We start from the raw sequence: 18802 nt of genomic DNA on the forward strand, positions 1-18802 counted from the left end.
ATTTTTTCTTTTGATTTATCGCTACTTTAGTAAGCTCTAATCTGGTAAAATGGCCACCAGCGTAATTCCACAATCCCTATCACAGCTCGCTCATCAACCAAACCATAGTAACGACTATCAGTGGCATAATGACGATTGTCTCCAAGTACGAGATACTTCCCTTTCGGAATTATCCCATCTTTTGTTTCTAATATATCAGTTGAATCAAAATCCTCAGTAATTACTTCATCTTCTATTTTTGCTTGTGCCAACTTTCTCTGAAAAAAACGCTCTACAACCAACCGATCATCAATATAAAGTTCGTCATTACGGTAACTGACTTGTTCTTGCGGTAAGCCTATGACCCTACGAATTGAAGTCCCCTTTCCATTTGGCTGCTTAAAATAAATCAGCGAGAAACGCTTTGGCTTACCTAGGCGATCAACATAAACACGGTCTCCGTCATTGAGTGCTTCCCGCATGCCATAGCCTTCATTTTTAGGCAACACAAAGATCACTTTAGATAAAACGAATAATAACAACAACACAATCAACAATGTTATCCCAAGTTCTTTACTGATTTCTTGAAGAAAGTGTTTTTTCTTATTTTTCTTCCTACGTTTTCTCCTATTATTAGATATTTTTTTATTACTCATTTAGCCTCACAATCATTCCTTAAATCCTTTATTTCTTTTGTTTTAGTGCCGTTTCATTCACATTGAAATAGGTAAACACTTTTTTCTGGATTGTTTGAACTTTTTTGATATCTGCTAAGTAATTTTCATAGGTTGTTTTTTCTTGCAGGCTTTCGACTGATTGATTGTTCAGATTCAATCCCAGTTCCTTCATCTGCGAATAGTATCGGTTTAGTAGCTGTTGTCCTTCTACCGTTAATCTGGGGTCAGCGTAGCGAATGCCAAAACCTGATAGTTTAGCAGCTAGTTCCCGCATGTTTTTTCTCGTTTTCTCAACATTTTGTGTCCCTTCGATCGATTCTAATTGTTCGAATGTCTTATTTAATAAATAGTAACCTTCTACAATGCCATCTGAATCACGATCTCCTAAATTTGTTGCTTGGTGGTAGCGGGAAAAGGCAGCTCCACCTGCTAAGGCTATGCCTAAAAGTAAGAATGTTAGCCCTAATTGAATTTGTTTTTTACCTTTTTTCATTAACATATGCACTTTTTTTTTAAGAATTCTGCGCTTTTTCCTATTTTTCGGTCGACGTTGTTTTATCTTTAGACGCTCTTTTTTTGTTAAAAAATAAGAAATCAAACAAACGATCGAGAAAATAATACAGAGGATAGCCGTTGAAAGTATCCCAATGAATAGCCAATCTAGTATCGACATTTTTCTATCCCCCAAAGATTGGCAGTTTTAGCAATTGCCTGCTTTTAAGCTGCCATTTTTTTAATCACTAAACAACGTTGTTCGTTTAACGTTATTTAATTACACTATCTTTTTTTACCTGATTTCTTTTTCTTCCTAGCTTTCTTCTTGTTCTTTTTTCTAAAGAAGCGAACTACAAAAAATAAGATCACAACGATACCTAAAACACCCAACACGATCAAAATGATCGTCATCCAATTCACTCGACTTTCTTGCAGTAAACTGACATCTTCTTGGTTAAATTTATCAGCTTCTTCATCCGTGATTTTAAATTCTTGCTCCCATTCCCACTTACCATTATTTTCCGCTGTAACTAAAATATGAGCGCGATAGTCCCCAGCTTGCATTTTCTCGCCATTCATCAACACAGGAAAATTAATTTGCGAGTTTGGTGCCATTCTCATTTTATTTTGCTTGGTATCATATAATACTTCATCCGACTCTTTTTTCATGACTTGAACATCTACAGTCATATCATCAAGGTAGACAGGTGTTACATTTGAATAATTGATAAATACTGCGTTGCGGTAATTCTGCTGCTCTGCGAATACTGTATTAAGTTTTAACTCTGGCGTTATCACTGCGTCTGTTTCCGTTAAAATCATCCCAACTAAATAGCCGTATTCATTTTTGATCATCGCTTCTTGGCTTTCTGTTTGGCCTTTTTGGATCATGTAGATACCACCAGAAATCACTCCGTCGTATTGGGAATCCGGCATTTTTATATTTAATTTATAATCGATACTTTGGTTAGCTGGAATTTTAACCGTTTTTTCGCCTTTTACGAGATCTGCAAAATCATATTTTAGCGACTTATCTTTCTCTAGTTTTGAAGGGCCATATTCGATGACACCGTTTGTATTGGTTTTAGCACTATTCAATGCGACTTCTACGGTGATTTCTTCTGAGGAACTATTATTCATTTTGATTGTGACTGTTTGCTCTTGACCTGGTGTCATTTTTAGGTCGTAATAACCAACTTCCTTATTATGTTGATTTTCTGGCTGAATTACTTTATATGTGAAACCACTACCGTCATCTTCTGCTGCTAATCCCGTTGTGAATAAAAAAGTACTGTTCATCCCTATGTATAGAATAATTGCCAACCACGTTAAGATTCTTTTTTTCATGCCATACTGCCTTTCTTTTTATATTAAGAACAAGTACGCCACTAATGGCGGACTTGTTCTTACACTTCATTTTACTTTTACGTGTAACTTAGATTATCTTGCGTCAGCGATTGTCCATGTGATTGTTGAAGAATAGCCACTGCTTGTTGATAATTTATTGCCTGCTGAAGGAACCCATAATTTTACAGAATCTGCTTCAGTACTATCGGCCTTATCTCCAAATTGTAGGATAAATTGACCGAATCCTTTATCTGCTGCATCTTGTGTAACAAAGGTTGTTGGTGTTGTCCCATCGGTTTCAACAACTTGTGTTGCAGGAACTCCTGCAGCGTTCACTTGATTTTGATCTGCTGCATTGATTAGTTTCACATGACCAAATTTTAATTGAGCTGATTTTAATTCTTGTTTTTCTGTGTTTGTAAATTTTGTCGCTTTTGCTGTCACTGTGTGTTTATTGGGTTGGTTATCTGCACGCGTATCTTTAAATTGGACAAAGTTTGGACTTACTACTTTTGTTCCATTTTTGTATACAATTTCAGCTGCTTGGGCTGTATATTCCCATCCATTACCAGAAGCTGGCGCTACTTTATTATCACCAAAATTCAAATCAGTTACGGCAATCACTTTTAATGGCCCTTTAGCTGGGTTAACAGTTGGCTCTGTAATTGGATTTTCAGGATCGATCGGTTTTGTTGGGTCTGTTGGATCGATAGTGTTATCCCCACCGTCATCTTCAGTAAATTTAATTGTTCCTTTTCCGCTCCAGTTCAATGGATCCTCTGCCGCTTGAACAGCGTTTGGTAATGCTACCGCTGCTCCTAATACTGCTAATAGCGTAGCTGCGCATAATTTGTGTGTTAATTTCATGTGTGTTTCCTCCTAAAATTTGGTTTATTTATGGTAGCTCGGATAATATCCAAGTTAACACCGTTTGGTAGTTTCCTGGTTCTTTTGCTGCTTTACCAGGTACAAATAAAGAGATAGCTTGGTTCTCATAGATTGGCTGATTATTAAACCTTGGATCTACAATTGCATTGTTCTGTTCATCCAATTTTGGCTTTAGTGTATCTGGTCGTTTTTTATCATTGTTCACAGATGCACCGAAGATAATCGCCCAAGTTCCATCACCCATAGTTGGTTTTGCTTCAGCTAAGTTATAAACTTCACCGATATTCAACAACCGAATGACTTCTTTAGATACTGTAGGTGCCATTGCTGGATCATTTATTGAGTTCGCCCATGATTGGTCAAACGATAACACCGTACCCTTTAATTCTTTACCTTTTTCTATATTCTGAAATTGAGTCTCTTGTTTTAATTGTAATGTCCAACCAGGACTGTCGTTTCTAAAATCCGACACTTGAATAAAATTTCCTCGCGCGCCAGTATCATCCTTGAACAGTTGCGCATTTCCATAATATGTTTGATCTTGATTGGACATTTTTGCTTCCCCAAAATCGATTTGAGGAACAAAATCAAAACGCAATAGATTATTTGTCTTAGGGCTCTCCCCAGGATCAGCTGGTGTCCCTGGACGTTCTGGGTCCATCACTTGCACTGGATGTTTTCCATAAAATTCGATTGTGCCTTTATCAGAATAATTAGTAACATCTGCTTTCGCTATTAGTGGACTTGTAAACACAGCTAACAACATTAGGTAACTGATGAGTGTTTTTCTTTTCATCTCAATCACGCTCTCCTTTCACAATGCTCCTCTTCCTAAGAAAGAAAAAAATTGCTGCAAGTATACTTAAAAAAATACCTGCGAAAAGAAAACTGATTGTTATTAAATCTCCTGTATTCGGCAACCGACCCACTGGCTTTTTCTCTCTAATTGAAGATTCATTTGTGGTTGATTCACTTGTCTGTTCTGTTTCAGTATTAGATTTTTTTAAAACGATCCCAGCGTTTGTCTGTACCTGTCCACCTTCCTCAGCTGCCCAGCCTCTATTATTCGTACCGAAAGACACGGCAAGAAAAATCAAAGGAATTAGAATAAAACGAATAATTCGATGCTTTTTCATAACAGTCTTCCCTCCATTAATAGGCTTCTTCTATTTGCCAAGTCAGTGTTGTTTCGTATTTTCCTACTTGTTTAACAGACCCGACTGGTACATTCAGACGTAACCCTTGTTTTTCAGGTCCCCACGTTTCTTCACTAATATCATATTTTCCAGAAGACTGGTGTTTTGAACGGAAGACTTCTTGGGCTTCTGTCGAAATTACTTTCTCTCCATTAGTTGTCTGGTAGCTTAGGGCGTTTGGTAGTCGGTTTGACGGATCCCCTGGAATACTAAAATCTTGTGATTGCTTTAACGTGATTTTCCACGTTCCTAATGATGAACGGTTGTCCCAAATAACTAAGTGTTGATCATAATTTGGATCGTCGAATTTTTTATTTCTACTACTTACTTTTTGATCCCCAAAATCAATTGCATTAGGGGCTGACTCAATAAACAAAGTTCCTCTAAAGGTATATTTCCTTGTGACTCCTTCTGGCACAACCAAGAGATCTTTTTCATCTAATGGCGGTGTGTTTAACATGTAATTCATCCCTTTGACTGCGCTAAGTTTTTCAAGGACTTGAACATTTTGGCTTAAATCGATACGATCATTAATCGCTGCTTCAAAGGATAGATCATCAATGATTGGTTGATCTTTTTCATCGACAAAAGAAATTTTTACTGTTGCAAAACTTTGAGTGACAGTAACGTGAATTGTCTTGTCTACTTTTGCGCTGTCTGCGCCATAAGACACGATTGCTTCATAGATGCCTAAGCCCGCAAGTTCAGGTGGTTTCGGTAATGTCCCAATTGTTACATTCAACTTATTTTTGTCTAGTGAATTTGCAGATACTTCATTATAATCCCACAGTTGTAACTCGGCTTTCTCCTTAATCAGAGTCAACAGTGCTGCTTCTGTTTTAGGATAATCCTTTACCCCAACACTAAAGTCTTTTCCATAGATAATATATTGACTGCTTTTAACAACTTCCTGATTTTGAATAAAAATTGGAATCGTTACGTCACGTACGTTTCCTTTTTCATCTGTAAGAGTAACTTGGAAACTACTTGAACCGACTGCTTTCACAATATTTGTTATATCTTGTCCCGTTGTTAAATCGATCTTTATCTTATCTTTTGGTGAAAAATCATCTTCATAGTTGGATAAAAAGATACTATAGTCGGCAACTTCCGTGATTGCTTTTGTGTCCCCGATATCAATAAACGTCAATTTACCCGTTCCAACTGGTGCAGTTTTATCATACGTGATATCGTAAGCAGCCTCTTTATCTGAGATAAAGTTTTCAGCAACTGCTTGTGCTGTCAGTGTTAACTTTTTATCACCCGTTACCTCGGTATCTTTTACTTTAAACTGAATATCAACAACGGGATCTCCAACTGTTAAATCTTTAGACAACGGAATAACTAACTCATTGTTACTATACGTTGGGGTTACAGAAATACCATTCAAAAGAAAGGTTCCTTGCTGGTATACTTGATTGGGTGACAAGGCAAACTTAAAGCTTGGTTGAATCATGTTTTGTTTACCACCTGTATATTTCCCAGAATAACGAACGGTCACCTCTGAATCTTGGGTAGTACTTTCGATTTTTTTCCCTTCAGTATTCATAAACTCAACATTCTCGGTGTAATTTACTAATCCTGGAACTGATTTAAACGCCACAACAGCTTTTTCAAATTCTTCACCCGTAGAACCTGTGAATCCCCAATACACACTATCAGTACCAAAAGTACTTTTAGAAATCTCTGCTGTTACAGGATCCAAGCCTTCAAGAGCGTAGGTCACATATCCTTTACCAGAAGAATCAAACGCTTTCCATTCCATACTAAACAATCGCCAACGAGCATCACCTAATTTAAATTTCGGATATTGCAATCCATAATGCTCAATAGCTAAGCCATAGGCTGGCAGAAGCATATATGAACTTCTTTGATCTGGAAAACTATATGCAACATGGCCATTTCCATCATTGATAAGAACATACTTGTCATTAGACGTATTGTTATAGTAGCTATCAAACTCTATAGCAAAACTTTTCTTGAGTTGCTTTCCGTCCAGTGCAGAAGGGTTAGTAGTATAATATCTACCTGAATAGATTCCAAAATATTCACCTACCCGACCTGAGAAATTTGATATAGCATTTTTATCGTTATGCATGACAAAAGTCATACCATCCGCTGCACCGTCAATATACAAATACATCTCTGACTTAAAATCTTGTGTCAAATCCATTTTATTTAGCTCTGTAGAAAAAATACTACCTATTTGATTCGTTTTTTTGTCTGTAATCACAACATTATTTCCCTCAACATAACTATTAGCTCCTTTGGGAGTGACAAAAATCTGATCCAAAGGAATACTATGAGGTGGTTGAACATAGTCTGAAGCCTCTGCTATTAATGGAACACAGCTTATACCAACAACTAAAGTCGTAAAAATAAGTTTTTTTACTTTACCTAACATCTTTTATTTTCACCTCCTCATAAAATAAATTTAGGTTTTTCTTTCGGGATAACCTATAACCCAATAACATCTATGTGACACTCATTGTATTAATCGAAAATCACTAATCACCTCCTTATTTAAAATTCTTTTGAAAGAGTAGTTAGTCTGTCTAATAAGGAACTATTTAATTTGCCCGCTATTCAAATATGTTTTAATAACAACATAGCTGACATAAAAAAACATTTCGCAATTATTTAACGAGATTACAACGATAAAAATGAGATGTTTTTGAAATCCACTTTTTTATTATACTTTTTTTTCAAGAAAAGTAATGATCAATCTGTGTAAAGAGTGGAAGCATTTTTTGAAAAAAGCAGTATTCCCTGTTTAATTATGCTAGATTTTACTATTTTTTTCTTTTTTTTGGACTTTTTCGGTATAAAATCATATTAAAAAAAAAGGCATATATCCATAAAAAAAACATTTTTTTACTTTTCTTATTTCTATCGTTTTTTCACTTTTCTTGAGTTTTTTTCATATGCTCTTTTGTATAACAAAATATTTCTTTGAATTTAGACTTAAAAATAGTTCATGAGTACCAGCCTCAAAAAATAGGGGGAAAGTACTAGATAAATAAGAAATAGATAGATGTGTATAATGAATTTTTGCTGAAGAAAAGTTTCTCCATAGTCGAAAAAGCTAGGATTACTCTGTTCAATTTAAGTTAAAGGTGGTAGAGGGACATGTAACAACAGAATCATCCCATCGAGAAGTAACAAATTGTCACAAAATCAAAAAAAAGCCAACCTCAATCAAGAAGTTGACCTTTATAATTTAATACCCAAATTTAATCTGCATTCCGTTTGGATCTTTTATCATGATTTGCTCTTGTTCTTTCACGTATTCAACAGAAGCTTCATCAAGCTGCTTGTTCAAAAGCTCAAATGCATCTCTGGATAGTAACTGGAATGTATACCACGCCAAGCCTAACTGATTCTCACCAATTAAAGCCACATGTTCGCCATTCCAAGTGTTCGTCCCTATATGATGATGATACTCGCCTGCTGCGAAGAATTTCGCACGGTTGCCGAAATTCGATTTCAAAGAAAAACCAAGTTTTTCATAAAACTTCTCAGTTTCCTCTAAATCTGCAACCTGTAGATGAACATGTCCGATTCTTGAGCCTGGCGCCATACCTAACCACTTGCCATCCGCTTCTGCGACAACCCCATCTCCATCCAACTCTTCCGTCACACCAATGATTTCTCCATCTGCTCGAATATCCCAATCCGTCATCGGTTTATCCCGATAGATTTCGATCCCATTGTCTTCTGGATCCGTTAGATAGATAGCTTCGCTGTAGCCATGATCAGCGGCACCAACTTCAATCTTGTTTTGCAATAGCCACAATAACGTATTGCCTAAATCTTTACGAGTAGGTAAGAGAAAAGCCGTATGATACAATCCTGTCGTTTTGTTACTTACCACAGGATCAACAAGTTCTTCTAAAACCACAATGGCTTCAGAAGCATCTTGTGTACCTAAGAAGGCTATCTTTCCTTCTTTTTTCAGTAAAACAAGTCCAATCATATGCGTATAAAATTCTATCATTGCTTCTAGATTTCTAACTTTTAATTTCACTTGTTTTACGATCGTTGTTTTCGGTAATGTAAACACCATACATTTCTCCTCCATTTGCTCGTAATTAGTTAAATTCTAAGAAACGTGCGCTATCTTCCATGTATTCTTTTTCGCCAGCTTCAGCTTCGATCGAACCAAAAACAAGTTGTGCTCTTAATTTCCAGCTACTTGGAATAGACCATTCTTTTGCTACTGCTTCATCGATTACTGGGTTGTAATGTTGTAAGTTAGCACCGATATTTTTTTGAGCTAATGCAGTCCAAACGTTTGCTTGAGTCAAACCACTTGCTTGTTCTGACCATACTGGGAAGTTATCCGCATATAATTCAAATTGTTCTTGTAGATTTTTCACGATATCCATATCTTCGAAGAAAAGTAATGTCCCTGTTCCAGCTGCAAAACTTTGTAATTTCGCTTGTGTATTTGGGAAAGCTTCTGCAGGTGTTAAAGGTTTCAACGCTTCTTCTGTCATTGACCATAATTTTTTATGCGCATCGCCGAATAAGAAAACCACACGTTGTGTTTGTGAATTGAAAGATGTTGGGCTTTCTCTAACAACTTCCTTGACTAAGGCTTTGATTTCTTCTTGTGATTGTGGAAGATTATCTCCTAAAGAGTAGATTGAACGGCGTTTTTTTAAAGCTTGAATAAATTCTGTCATGTGTATTGCTCCTTTTCGTTTTCCATTAATTTTTTTAGATCACTTTTACAGTATATAGTCTTACTAAAAGTAAGTAAAGAGATTTGGCTTACTTTTTATAAGTTTTTTTCACACTAAAAAAAAAAAGCCTAAAATAAAGGCTTTCTTATCTTGAACTTTTTCGGTTTATTTAAACACTAGTAGCGTAATGAATGTAATAATTGCAGGAATCCCTTGCTTTATCAAAATTGATTTAGATGAAGTCAGTCCGCCATATACCGCTGCAACAATCACACAAAGGATAAAGAACATTACAACACTCCAACTGTTTGCTGCAAAAAAAGCGCCCCATAAAATTCCTGTAGCTAAAAAGCCGTTATATAGTCCTTGATTTTTGAATAAAGTCTGCACTCTTGGATCATCCAAAAATTCTTTATCCAGACCAAAGCTACGTTGTGCCGCAGGTGAAGTTGTTTGAAACATTTCTAGATATAAAATGTAATAATGTTCAACTGCAACGATCACAGCTAAAACTAAAGGAACAATATGCATGGTCTTCTCCTCCTATTTCCACGTTGTGATATCAGTTGCTGGTAAACGATAAGACGGATAGCCTTCTTCATTGGCTTTACCAATGGACACAATCATAACTGGATAATAACGTTCTTTATCCATATCTAATGATTCAGCTATTTTTTCGCGTTCAAAACCACCGATAGGATTGGTATCATAACCATAAGCACGAGCAACTAACATTAAATTCATTGCAGCTAACGCTCCGTCGATAATGGCCATTTCTTTTTTATCTTCTGTGGCCATATGCTCGAATAAAGGGCTCAGTGCTTCTAATTGACGCTCTTTTACTTCTGGAGGCATTAGGTTTTGTTCAACAGCCGTACCATAAATTTTTTCAGCATGTTCAAAGCTATTTAAATCACCAAAAATCACGATCATAGCAGAAGAGGTTTCATTTTGTACTTTATTAAAACGAACTAAAGGAGCTAAGACATCTTTTCCTGCATCACTTTCAACAACAACAAAGCGCCAAGGTTGCATATTCACTGAAGAGGGTGCTTTCACTGTATCGTTGATGATTTGTTCCATTTCTTCACGACTGATTTTAACTGTTGGATCGTAATTACGAATTGATCTTCTACCTTTCATGATCGTCTCAAAATTGTTTTCTTTATATGTGTTTTCCATTATATCCCTCATCTCTTTCTGTTGTTCGATTATTTTCGAACATTAAAAATATAGCACGCTCTAAGCAATATGTAAAGTAGAAAGTTTATGTTATAATCTGTTTATGAAAAATAAAATGCCTACTGACCACAATGATCCTGTTCTTCAAGCGCTACAAGCAATTAGTGATCCGATCCGTTTAAACATTGTGACTTGTTTACTGATTGATGGTGAAAAACGACTAACGTCAGAAAAATATAATATTGTAAAATCCACCTTATCTCACCACATAAAGTTACTCAAAGATGCTCAGCTGATTCAAGAGATCAAAACTGGCACAACTAAAACCTATGTTTTAAATCAAGCTTATATCCAGCAAGAATTACCAGGATTACTAGAACTAGTTCGCTTTAGAGCAGGAAAAACAACGAAATAAACCATCCTCAACACACGCATGGGTTGAGGATGGTTTATTTCGTTAGTCAGCCATTTTCACAACGATTTTTCCAACGGCATGATGTGTTTCACTTAATGCATGAGCATCGTAAATACCTTGTCTAGAGAATGGGAAGACCTCACCAATCACTGAAATTACTTTACCTGAAGCCATTAAATCAGCAATTTCTTGAAGCTGTTTGCCATTTGTTTGAAGCCAGATGCTTTCGGCATGGATATTTTTTTCTTTAGCCAACACTTCATCTGCGATGCCAACGATTGAAATCAAACGTCCTGTATTTGGTTTAAGTACAGAAAAACTTGATTTTTGGATATCGCCACCCATCGTATCAAAGACTAAATCGATATCTGTCAGCACTTCAGCAAAATTGGTTGTATGATAATCGATGATTTCATCTGCCCCTAATTTTTCTAACAGAGCATGATTTTTTTCACTGGCCGTCGTAATGACATAAGCGCCTGCTTGTTTTGCTAATTGGATTGCATACGTACCAACACCACCAGCTCCTGCATGGATCAAAACTTTTTCGCCACTTTGAAGTTTGCCATGGTCAAAAAGTGCTTGTAAAGCTGTTAATCCAGCTAAAGGAACAGCTGCGGCTTCTTCGAAACTAATATTTTCTGGAATTTTCGCTAATAAGCTTTCGTCAACGATTGTTTCTTCAGCATACGTGCCAAAACGGGTTGTTTCAGGACGAGCAAATACTTTATCGCCCACTTTCCAGTCAGTCACTGAGCTACCCACTTCGGTGATCACACCTGCCACATCCCAGCCTAAAATAATTGGAAACGGCCAGTCAAACATTTGTTTTAAATATCCTTCTCTTAATTTCCAGTCGATTGGATTGATCGATGTTGCCTGCTCTTTGACAAGCACTTGGTTTTCTTTTAATTCAGGTAATGTTACGTCTTGCTCAATTAATTCATCTTTGCTGCCATATTGATTGATTACTACTGCTTTCATATTTATAAATCCTCCGTTTTTGACTAAATGTGAACTTAGTATACTCCTTATTTTTTATTTAGGTAAAAAATATGCTTACAAAAAATAAGAACAAGACATTTTAAGCCTTGTTCTTATCCTTTAACGCCTATTCATAACGTAATGATTCAATTGGATCTAATTTAGCTGCTCTTCTAGCTGGCAATGTTCCTGCAAGGAAGGCAATTCCCATGATCACTAGAATAATCACAGCAGATGATGATGCTGAAAATTGAATCAATGTAAAGCCTGTTAATGATTTTAAGAAGGAATCAGCTGCGATTTGATTGATCAAAGCACCTGCTCCGACTGCTCCTAAAATTCCTAATAAAGAACCTAAAAATCCAATCAATGCCGCTTCTACACTGAAAATCGTAAAGACTTTCCCACTGCTAAGTCCCATGGCTTTCATCAAACCGATTTCTCTAGTACGTTCTTGCACTGACATATATAATGTATTGATGATCCCGAAACTTGCTGCTAATAAGGCAATGGCACCAAACATCGTTAGAACACCTGTGATTGCATTGATCACGTTTCTGATCATACCAATCTGGTCTTCAACTGTTTGTCCCATATAACCCGCTTTATCTAAGCGTTCTTTCACATCTGCAATTTCTGTTTTGGTTACATCTTTGCTCATTTCCCCCATGATCAGACCGTATTGTCCTTTCATCGCTTCAGGTAACCCTTCTTCGTTGATTTTCGAGATTTCATCAGCAAGAGAACGGTTCATTAACGACATTCCGCCTTGGATCAAGCTTGTATTACGGACACCAACGATGGTTGCTTCCACTACTTTTTCTTCTCCAGTAGCAGCTGAAGGTGCTGCAATTTTAACGGTTTTCCCAATTGCTTCTTCACTTGATTTATAGCCTAAAGATTTTACATATTCTGGTGCTAAATTGATTTGAAACTCTGAACTATTTTGATCTGCCGCTTTACCTGCTTCCAAATCTACACTCAATTCTTCTACCATCGGCATTCCTGAAAAGACATATTTTTCATCATTCTTTCCTGAAATATAACTTGTTGAAACAGATTTCATTGCTTCCGCATTTTTGATTCCTTTAATCTCTTTGATTTTTTCAAGATCTTTGCTATCTAAAGCTTCTTGTTGCTGCATAGAACTTGTTTTTTTGTCCTCATCATATTTCTGTGGTTCGCCTTCTTCACCAGTGCTCCCACTCATTTTTGGTTGGATCATGATTTGATTTTGACCACCGACACTACCAACTTGTTTATCGATATAATCATTGACCCCAATATTGACTCCGGTTGTCAGTGAAATTGTAAATGCTCCTATAAAGATGGCTACGATCGTTAGAATCGTACGCCCTTTGTTACGCATTAAATTTGAACTAGCTGATTTTAAAATATCACTAAATTTCATTTATTCGTCCCCTCCCACAATTAATCCGTCACGAACATGGATTTGTCGATCACAACGCGCAGCAAGTTCTGGATCATGCGTGACAATAATCAGCGTGATTCCTTTTTCTTTGTTCAAGTCAAATAGTAGCTGCTCGATCTTATCACCTGTTGTCGAATCTAGGTTTCCTGTAGGTTCATCTGCAAAAATGATTTTAGGATTATTAACTAAAGCACGTGCAATACAAACTCGTTGTTTTTGGCCACCAGATAGGTTGTTGGCTTTATTATTGACTTTGTCATCTAATTCAACGGCTCTTAGTGCTTCAAGTGCCATTTCTTTACGTTTACTATTTGAAATACCGCCGATTTTTAACGGTAACATGACATTATTTAAGACTGTATCTTTAGAATTCATGAAAAATTGTTGAAACACAAATCCAAATTGTTTATTTCTCGTTTTATCTAACTCTTTTTTACTGATACTCGTTACATCTTGATTATTTAATAAAATTTCACCTGATGATGGTTTATCTAACAATGCTAAAATATGCATAAATGTTGATTTTCCTGATCCACTTTTCCCGATGATCGCAACTGATTCACCTTCTTCTACTTTTAGATCCACACCTTTTAATGCATCAAACTTTGATTCATTACGGCCATAGCTTTTCTTGATATTTCTTGCTTCAATTACAGACATGTTTTCCCCTCCATTGATTCTATCATTGTGTGTTTGATTACATTATTTTTTCCCAAACCAATTTTCCCTATTTTCATTTACTCCTTCCTGCTTCTTTCTCTTATCATTTTGCGGTAATTTCGCCCTCTTGTCATGGTACCTAAGACCTATATTTTTCGGACTTAAGTTTGATAAAAAAACAACATCCATCAGCTGTTAGCGCTAACAAACGTTGTTTTACAATACTTTTTATAACAAGCAACTGAGCATAAATTCATATAGGACACCTCAGTTCTTCATCAACATCAATAAAGTTAAGGTTCGACTTGCTACTTTATGCAAGTTTGATTTGGCCTCATTCATCGCTTCAGCCAGTGTCGTAATATGATCAATGATTGGAATGATCACCGAAACACCTTCTTCACTAAATCGTTTTGGATCACCAGTAAAACTACCTACGAAAGCAATCACTGGCACATTGTATTTTTGAGCGATCCGCCCAATTCCAACAGGTACCTTTCCCTGAAGGCTTTGATCATCCATCTGACCTTCACCAGTAATGACTAAATCAGCTTGTTCAATCACTGTTTCTAAATTGGTTTGTTCCGAAATAAATTCAAACCCAGAACGAATAGTTCCTTTTAAAAAGACTCTGATAGCAAAGCCAAGTCCACCAGCTGCACCATCTCCCACAAAAGAAGCATCTGTTCCACTTACTACTTTTTGATAATGTTTCATATTGCGTTCGTAGTTGGACAATTCATCCTTCGTTAATCCCTTTTGCTGCCCAAACATGTAGACAGCGCCTGATGGACCAAGTAAAGGACTCTCCACATCAGAAGCAATCAAAAACGTAATATCTGCTAAACGTGGATCTAAACGGTGCGCCGAATAATGAGCGATTTCCCCCAGGCTACCACCATTAGCTGGCAACAGCTGGTTTTCATGATCAAAAAATTCAATACCTAAGGCACTTAGCAAACCAAGTCCGCCATCAACTGTTCCTGTTCCGCCTAACCCAATCACAATCGTTTGAGCTCCGTGATCAACCGCTGCCAAAACCAGTTCTCCAGTCCCATATGAAGAGGTATTTGTCGGATGAGTCTTTTCAGTCCCATCTAAATACTGAATACCAGAAGCTGTTGCTGATTCGATCACAGCTAATTTCTTTGAATCAAACCAACCAAAATCACCATTCACTATTTTTCCGTTTAACGCTTGAACTGGTACTGTGACTTTTTTTCCATTCCCATTTTTCACAACGGCTGAAACGGTTCCTTCACCACCATCAGCAATCGCGATTGCTTTGACTTCGTGTCCTCTTTCAGTAAAGAGGTCCGTAATGATTTGATTCGCTTCAATACTAGACATTGACCCTTTCATAGAGTCAATCGCTGTTACAACCTTCATCTTCAGCCCACCTTTTTGTATACGTTTCTTCTCTTTATTTTATCATCAATTTTCTTAGCTGTAGAGAAACAAAACAGACTAGGACAAAACATTTCTGTTTTTATCTTAGCCTGTTTTACACTATTTTTCCAACATTCGATAACCGATCCCGATCTCTGTCAAAATATATTCTGGTTCAACTGGATTATCTTCGATTTTTTTGCGAATATTCGACATATTGACTCGTAAGGTTTGGCTCTCATTACTATAAGGTCCCCAAACTTTTTGCGAAATAGACGTGTGTGTCAGCACTTTTCCAATATTTTCACCGAGAACTTGGATGATCTTGTATTCATTTGGCGTTAGGTGGATCACTTTACCTTTTTTAGTAACGGTGTGATGTTCAATATCGATGCATAACTCACCATTGATGATTTTTTTTATTTCTGCTGGAGCATTAACATTACTACTGGCATGTCTTAATGCTGTTCTGATCCTAGCAAGTAATTCTGGCGTGCCAAAAGGTTTGGTAATATAGTCATCCGCACCTAGATCCAACGCTTCAACTTTGTTATTTTCATGATCACGAGCGGAGATAATAATGATCGGTACAGGAGATGTTTCCCGAATTTTTTTCAAGACTTCGATCCCATCTTGATCAGGTAAACCTAGGTCTAATAAAATCAGATCCATTGACCACATCCGAAATGTCGATAGACCTTCTAACGCAGAATGAGCTAAATGAATCGTATGTTTTTCTTTTTCTAAAACAGCACCAATAAATTCAGCAATCACATCATCGTCTTCAATAATCAAAATCGTGGCCATTATTTTTGCTCCTTTCTCTCAAGCGGTAAAGTAAAGGTGAAAATCGCGCCGCCTTGGGGTTTGTTTGCCGCATTAAGAGTACCATCATGCGCCATAATGATCGTTTTAACAATCGATAATCCGATACCCATTCCACTCTTAGAGTCCACTGGTGTACTTTGTTTCGCCATCCCATTATACAATACTTTAATTTGTTCTGCGGTTAAGCCTTTCCCTTGATCCGCTACTTCAAAGATGATCTCTTTTTCGGATAATGAAACGGAAACATGAATTGGAGTGCGAGTGTCTGAATGACGAATCGCGTTTTCCATCAAATTAAACAAAACTTGTTCGATCAAAATAGAATCCATTGGAACTAAAACAAATTCATCTGGCAACTTTACAATGATTTCACTGTCTGGATAACTTTTTCTGATCCGCTGAATCGCTGAGGTCACGACTTCTTCCGCGGCTTCTTTACTTTTGGCAACTTTCATCGTTTCTTCATTGATCCGTGTAATCGACAATAAATTTTCGACCATGCGGATCAACCAATCTGCATCTTCTTTGATTCCGACAAGTAGTTTCCGCTTCGTTTCTTCTGGGAGTTTACTCATATCGCTGTCATCTAAAATCGTTTCTACAGAACCGGAAATTCCAGTAAGCGGTGTTCGTAAGTCATGTGAAATTGCCCGCAGTAAATTGCCCCGCATCCGTTCTTTTTCACTTTCGAATAAAATTTGCTGCCGCTCTGAGGTTAGTTTGTTCTGTTCGATAGCTAACGCCAATTGCGTAGAAATCAATTCTAGAAAGCTGATGACTTCATCTGTGATTGGATTTTCTTTACTTTTTTCGATGCCGATAACCGCTAAGGTGATTCCGTTTGATAACACGGGTAAATAGAGTGCTTTTGCCCCCATTAATGTATCTGTTCCATAGCCTGCCTGTTTTTGATTGACAAATACCCAGTTAGCAACCGCCAATTCCTCCAAACTTCTCAAAGGTCCTTTAATTGGTGCACCTGTTGGATTTTTCAGCTCATATTCCCCATATAAAACAACTTCTCTGTCCAGCATATTCGATAAATAGTCAGCGGTTGTAGCTAAAATTTCTTTTTGATCGTGAGTAACAAGGTATTTTTTATTGAGTTCATATAAAATTTCTAATTGATGTTCACGTTTCATTGCATAAAAAGCTTGTTTTTTAATTTGCATCATCAAATTACTAACTAATAATGCCACTAAAAGCATGAAAATCAACGTCACTGGATACCCTTGTTTATAAACAGTTAAGGAGTATAGTGGCTCAACAAAAAACCAGTTGAACATCAAAACACTGGCAATCGAGGCCAACGCCGCCCACAAATAGCCTGTTGTTATTCGTGCTACTAGCAACACAAAAAGAATGTAGATCAAGATCAAATTTTGATCTCCGATGTGAAAATAAGAACCTAATTCAGATAACAACGTTGCAATTACTAGCAATCCGATCGTCATATAAAAATCTTTCCAGGTAAAAATACTTTGGAGGTTCTTTTTCTTGGCAGCATACTTATTTAATAAGTATTTATTAGACTGATAGGGAACTAAATGAATATCGACCTCTGGAATAAAAGCGACTAATTCATCTTCTAAATCTGGACGATACAAACGAATAAAACGGGAACGCTTGATGGCTTTTCCCATTACCAAATCGGTGACACCACGCATCTTCACATATTGAATAATCGTTTCTCTTTGATTATCACTCTCTAAGGTAATCACTTCACCACCAAGTTTGACAGCTAATTTTGAATTATCTGATTCTGAATGCTCAGACATATCTTCCAAAATTTCCAATGCAATCCATTCAGTCCCTAATGCTTGCGCTAAACGAGCAGTCCAGCGTAGGCATTTTTTTGTCATATCTGGATTTGTTTCATCAATAATCGTCAGTAATTTAGAATGGATACCTGTATTTTTTTGTGTTTCTTGCTGGTTACTTGTATTGATATGATCTGACGCTTTACGAATCGCCAATCCCCGTAATAAAGTTAAATTATCTGTTTTGAAAAAATTGGCCATTGCTTTTTTGGCGTTTTCTGAATGGTAGATTTTTCCTTGTTTCAAGCGTTCCAACAGCTCTTCTGTTTCAATATCGACGACTTTTAATGAACTTGTTTCAAAAAAGGTGTCTGGTACGGTTTCGGAAATATGAACACCAGTGACTTGTTCAACCACGTCGTTCAAGCTTTCAATATGCTGGACATTGACCGTCGTATAAACGTCGATCCCTGCTTTCAACAATTCTTCAATATCTTGGTATCTTTTTTTATTCCTAGTACCAATTGCATTTGTATGTGCTAATTCATCAACCAAAATAATATCTGGTTTAGCTTGTAAAGCAGCATCTACATCGAATTCATTGATCGTGATCCCTTTATAGTCATACTCTTTTGTCGCTAAAGCAGGTAACCCAGCTACTAATGCTTCTGTTTCTGGACGGGCATGTGGTTCTACGTAGCCAACTAAAACAGTTTTACCTTCTTCTTGTTGTTCATGGGCTTCTTTTAACATAGCGTAGGTTTTCCCTACGCCAGCTGCATAACCGAAGAAAACCTTCAGTCGACCAGACCTCAGGCTTTGTTCGTTTTTCTTCCATTTTTCTAATAAGTGTTCCGGATCTAAACGTTGCTCTTCCACTTT

Annotated in this window: 18 protein-coding genes; 1 reads left to right on the forward strand and 17 read right to left on the reverse strand. The window is 36.9% G+C overall.

Annotated elements, in window-relative coordinates:
* Nucleotides 1-26: 26 nt before the first annotated feature.
* From lepB to ATZ35_RS02335, 11 genes are all read right to left on the reverse strand, one after another.
* Nucleotides 27-635, reverse strand: coding sequence for a signal peptidase I (gene lepB / locus ATZ35_RS02285; protein ID WP_010766085.1), 609 nt, complete (start codon nucleotides 633-635; stop codon nucleotides 27-29).
* Nucleotides 636-663: 28 nt separating this feature from the next.
* On the reverse strand, nucleotides 664-1329 hold the full coding sequence (locus ATZ35_RS02290) for a hypothetical protein (RefSeq protein WP_208929250.1): 666 nt from the start codon (nucleotides 1327-1329) through the stop codon (nucleotides 664-666).
* 104 nt (nucleotides 1330-1433) lie between these two features.
* The gene (locus tag ATZ35_RS02295; RefSeq protein WP_208929253.1) at nucleotides 1434-2498 is read right to left on the reverse strand and encodes a WxLIP family cell surface protein; all 1065 of its coding nucleotides are present in this window, start codon (nucleotides 2496-2498) and stop codon (nucleotides 1434-1436) included.
* A 93-nt stretch (nucleotides 2499-2591) separates the two neighbouring features.
* Nucleotides 2592-3365 (reverse strand): WxL domain-containing protein, encoded by a 774-nt coding sequence (locus ATZ35_RS02300; RefSeq protein ID WP_208929256.1) that lies wholly within the window; start codon nucleotides 3363-3365, stop codon nucleotides 2592-2594.
* Between the two features lie 28 nt (nucleotides 3366-3393).
* Entirely contained in the window at nucleotides 3394-4182 is a 789-nt protein-coding gene (locus ATZ35_RS02305) for a WxL domain-containing protein (RefSeq protein WP_010766089.1), read from the reverse strand.
* 1 nt (nucleotide 4183) lies between these two features.
* Nucleotides 4184-4522 (reverse strand): LPXTG cell wall anchor domain-containing protein, encoded by a 339-nt coding sequence (locus tag ATZ35_RS02310; RefSeq protein ID WP_010766090.1) that lies wholly within the window; start codon nucleotides 4520-4522, stop codon nucleotides 4184-4186.
* A gap of 16 nt (nucleotides 4523-4538) precedes the next feature.
* Nucleotides 4539-6986, reverse strand: a complete 2448-nt coding sequence (locus ATZ35_RS02315) for a lectin-like domain-containing protein (RefSeq protein ID WP_208929259.1) — start codon at nucleotides 6984-6986, stop codon at nucleotides 4539-4541.
* An 816-nt stretch (nucleotides 6987-7802) separates the two neighbouring features.
* A complete protein-coding gene (locus ATZ35_RS02320; protein ID WP_208929272.1) occupies nucleotides 7803-8648 on the reverse strand; it encodes a VOC family protein in 846 nt (281 codons plus the stop codon).
* Nucleotides 8649-8673: 25 nt separating this feature from the next.
* Nucleotides 8674-9270 (reverse strand): nitroreductase family protein, encoded by a 597-nt coding sequence (locus tag ATZ35_RS02325; RefSeq protein ID WP_208929274.1) that lies wholly within the window; start codon nucleotides 9268-9270, stop codon nucleotides 8674-8676.
* 165 nt (nucleotides 9271-9435) lie between these two features.
* Complete coding sequence (locus tag ATZ35_RS02330) at nucleotides 9436-9801, reverse strand: DUF1304 domain-containing protein (RefSeq protein WP_208929276.1); 366 nt, start codon at nucleotides 9799-9801, stop codon at nucleotides 9436-9438.
* Nucleotides 9802-9813: 12 nt separating this feature from the next.
* On the reverse strand, nucleotides 9814-10452 hold the full coding sequence (locus ATZ35_RS02335; RefSeq protein ID WP_208929279.1) for a nitroreductase family protein: 639 nt from the start codon (nucleotides 10450-10452) through the stop codon (nucleotides 9814-9816).
* Nucleotides 10453-10567: 115 nt separating this feature from the next.
* Here ATZ35_RS02335 and ATZ35_RS02340 point away from each other — a divergent pair, with 115 nt between their 5' ends.
* A complete protein-coding gene (locus tag ATZ35_RS02340; protein ID WP_244148199.1) occupies nucleotides 10568-10867 on the forward strand; it encodes an ArsR/SmtB family transcription factor in 300 nt (99 codons plus the stop codon).
* A 42-nt stretch (nucleotides 10868-10909) separates the two neighbouring features.
* Here the strand turns inward: ATZ35_RS02340 and ATZ35_RS02345 are convergent, their stop codons facing one another.
* From ATZ35_RS02345 to ATZ35_RS02370, 6 genes are all read right to left on the reverse strand, one after another.
* Nucleotides 10910-11851 carry an NADP-dependent oxidoreductase gene (locus ATZ35_RS02345; protein WP_208929284.1) on the reverse strand — a complete coding sequence of 314 codons (942 nt, stop codon included), beginning with the start codon at nucleotides 11849-11851 and terminating at the stop codon, nucleotides 10910-10912.
* 127 nt (nucleotides 11852-11978) lie between these two features.
* Complete coding sequence (locus ATZ35_RS02350) at nucleotides 11979-13262, reverse strand: ABC transporter permease (protein WP_086443823.1); 1284 nt, start codon at nucleotides 13260-13262, stop codon at nucleotides 11979-11981.
* Complete coding sequence (locus ATZ35_RS02355) at nucleotides 13263-13943, reverse strand: ABC transporter ATP-binding protein (RefSeq protein ID WP_208929287.1); 681 nt, start codon at nucleotides 13941-13943, stop codon at nucleotides 13263-13265.
* Nucleotides 13944-14210: 267 nt separating this feature from the next.
* Complete coding sequence (locus tag ATZ35_RS02360; RefSeq protein ID WP_208929290.1) at nucleotides 14211-15332, reverse strand: glycerate kinase; 1122 nt, start codon at nucleotides 15330-15332, stop codon at nucleotides 14211-14213.
* A 120-nt stretch (nucleotides 15333-15452) separates the two neighbouring features.
* Nucleotides 15453-16139 (reverse strand): response regulator transcription factor, encoded by a 687-nt coding sequence (locus ATZ35_RS02365; RefSeq protein ID WP_208929293.1) that lies wholly within the window; start codon nucleotides 16137-16139, stop codon nucleotides 15453-15455.
* Nucleotides 16139-18799: a DUF4118 domain-containing protein gene (locus ATZ35_RS02370; protein ID WP_208929296.1), complete on the reverse strand. Its 2661-nt coding sequence runs from the start codon at nucleotides 18797-18799 to the stop codon at nucleotides 16139-16141. The genes ATZ35_RS02365 and ATZ35_RS02370 overlap by 1 nt, the downstream gene beginning before the upstream one ends.
* Nucleotides 18800-18802: the final 3 nt, after the last annotated feature.

Origin of the sequence: Enterococcus rotai, assembly GCF_001465345.1 — a bacterium.
GTDB lineage: Bacteria > Bacillota > Bacilli > Lactobacillales > Enterococcaceae > Enterococcus_L > Enterococcus_L rotai.

What these genes read in the sequence shown, in the direction of transcription:
- ATZ35_RS02330 (WP_208929276.1), bottom strand. Translation starts at nt 9,801, where the DNA reads ATGCATATTGTTCCTTTAGTTTTAGCTGTGATCGTTGCAGTTGAACAT.
- ATZ35_RS02340 (WP_244148199.1), top strand. Translation starts at nt 10,568, where the DNA reads ATGCCTACTGACCACAATGATCCTGTTCTTCAAGCGCTACAAGCAATT.
- ATZ35_RS02350 (WP_086443823.1), bottom strand. Translation starts at nt 13,262, where the DNA reads ATGAAATTTAGTGATATTTTAAAATCAGCTAGTTCAAATTTAATGCGT.
- ATZ35_RS02305 (WP_010766089.1), bottom strand. Translation starts at nt 4,182, where the DNA reads ATGAAAAGAAAAACACTCATCAGTTACCTAATGTTGTTAGCTGTGTTT.
- ATZ35_RS02310 (WP_010766090.1), bottom strand. Translation starts at nt 4,522, where the DNA reads ATGAAAAAGCATCGAATTATTCGTTTTATTCTAATTCCTTTGATTTTT.
- lepB (WP_010766085.1), bottom strand. Translation starts at nt 635, where the DNA reads ATGAGTAATAAAAAAATATCTAATAATAGGAGAAAACGTAGGAAGAAA.
- ATZ35_RS02355 (WP_208929287.1), bottom strand. Translation starts at nt 13,943, where the DNA reads ATGTCTGTAATTGAAGCAAGAAATATCAAGAAAAGCTATGGCCGTAAT.
- ATZ35_RS02335 (WP_208929279.1), bottom strand. Translation starts at nt 10,452, where the DNA reads ATGGAAAACACATATAAAGAAAACAATTTTGAGACGATCATGAAAGGT.
- ATZ35_RS02365 (WP_208929293.1), bottom strand. Translation starts at nt 16,139, where the DNA reads ATGGCCACGATTTTGATTATTGAAGACGATGATGTGATTGCTGAATTT.
- ATZ35_RS02315 (WP_208929259.1), bottom strand. Translation starts at nt 6,986, where the DNA reads ATGTTAGGTAAAGTAAAAAAACTTATTTTTACGACTTTAGTTGTTGGT.
- ATZ35_RS02320 (WP_208929272.1), bottom strand. Translation starts at nt 8,648, where the DNA reads ATGGTGTTTACATTACCGAAAACAACGATCGTAAAACAAGTGAAATTA.
- ATZ35_RS02300 (WP_208929256.1), bottom strand. Translation starts at nt 3,365, where the DNA reads ATGAAATTAACACACAAATTATGCGCAGCTACGCTATTAGCAGTATTA.
- ATZ35_RS02345 (WP_208929284.1), bottom strand. Translation starts at nt 11,851, where the DNA reads ATGAAAGCAGTAGTAATCAATCAATATGGCAGCAAAGATGAATTAATT.
- ATZ35_RS02325 (WP_208929274.1), bottom strand. Translation starts at nt 9,270, where the DNA reads ATGACAGAATTTATTCAAGCTTTAAAAAAACGCCGTTCAATCTACTCT.
- ATZ35_RS02360 (WP_208929290.1), bottom strand. Translation starts at nt 15,332, where the DNA reads ATGAAGGTTGTAACAGCGATTGACTCTATGAAAGGGTCAATGTCTAGT.
- ATZ35_RS02295 (WP_208929253.1), bottom strand. Translation starts at nt 2,498, where the DNA reads ATGAAAAAAAGAATCTTAACGTGGTTGGCAATTATTCTATACATAGGG.
- ATZ35_RS02290 (WP_208929250.1), bottom strand. Translation starts at nt 1,329, where the DNA reads ATGTCGATACTAGATTGGCTATTCATTGGGATACTTTCAACGGCTATC.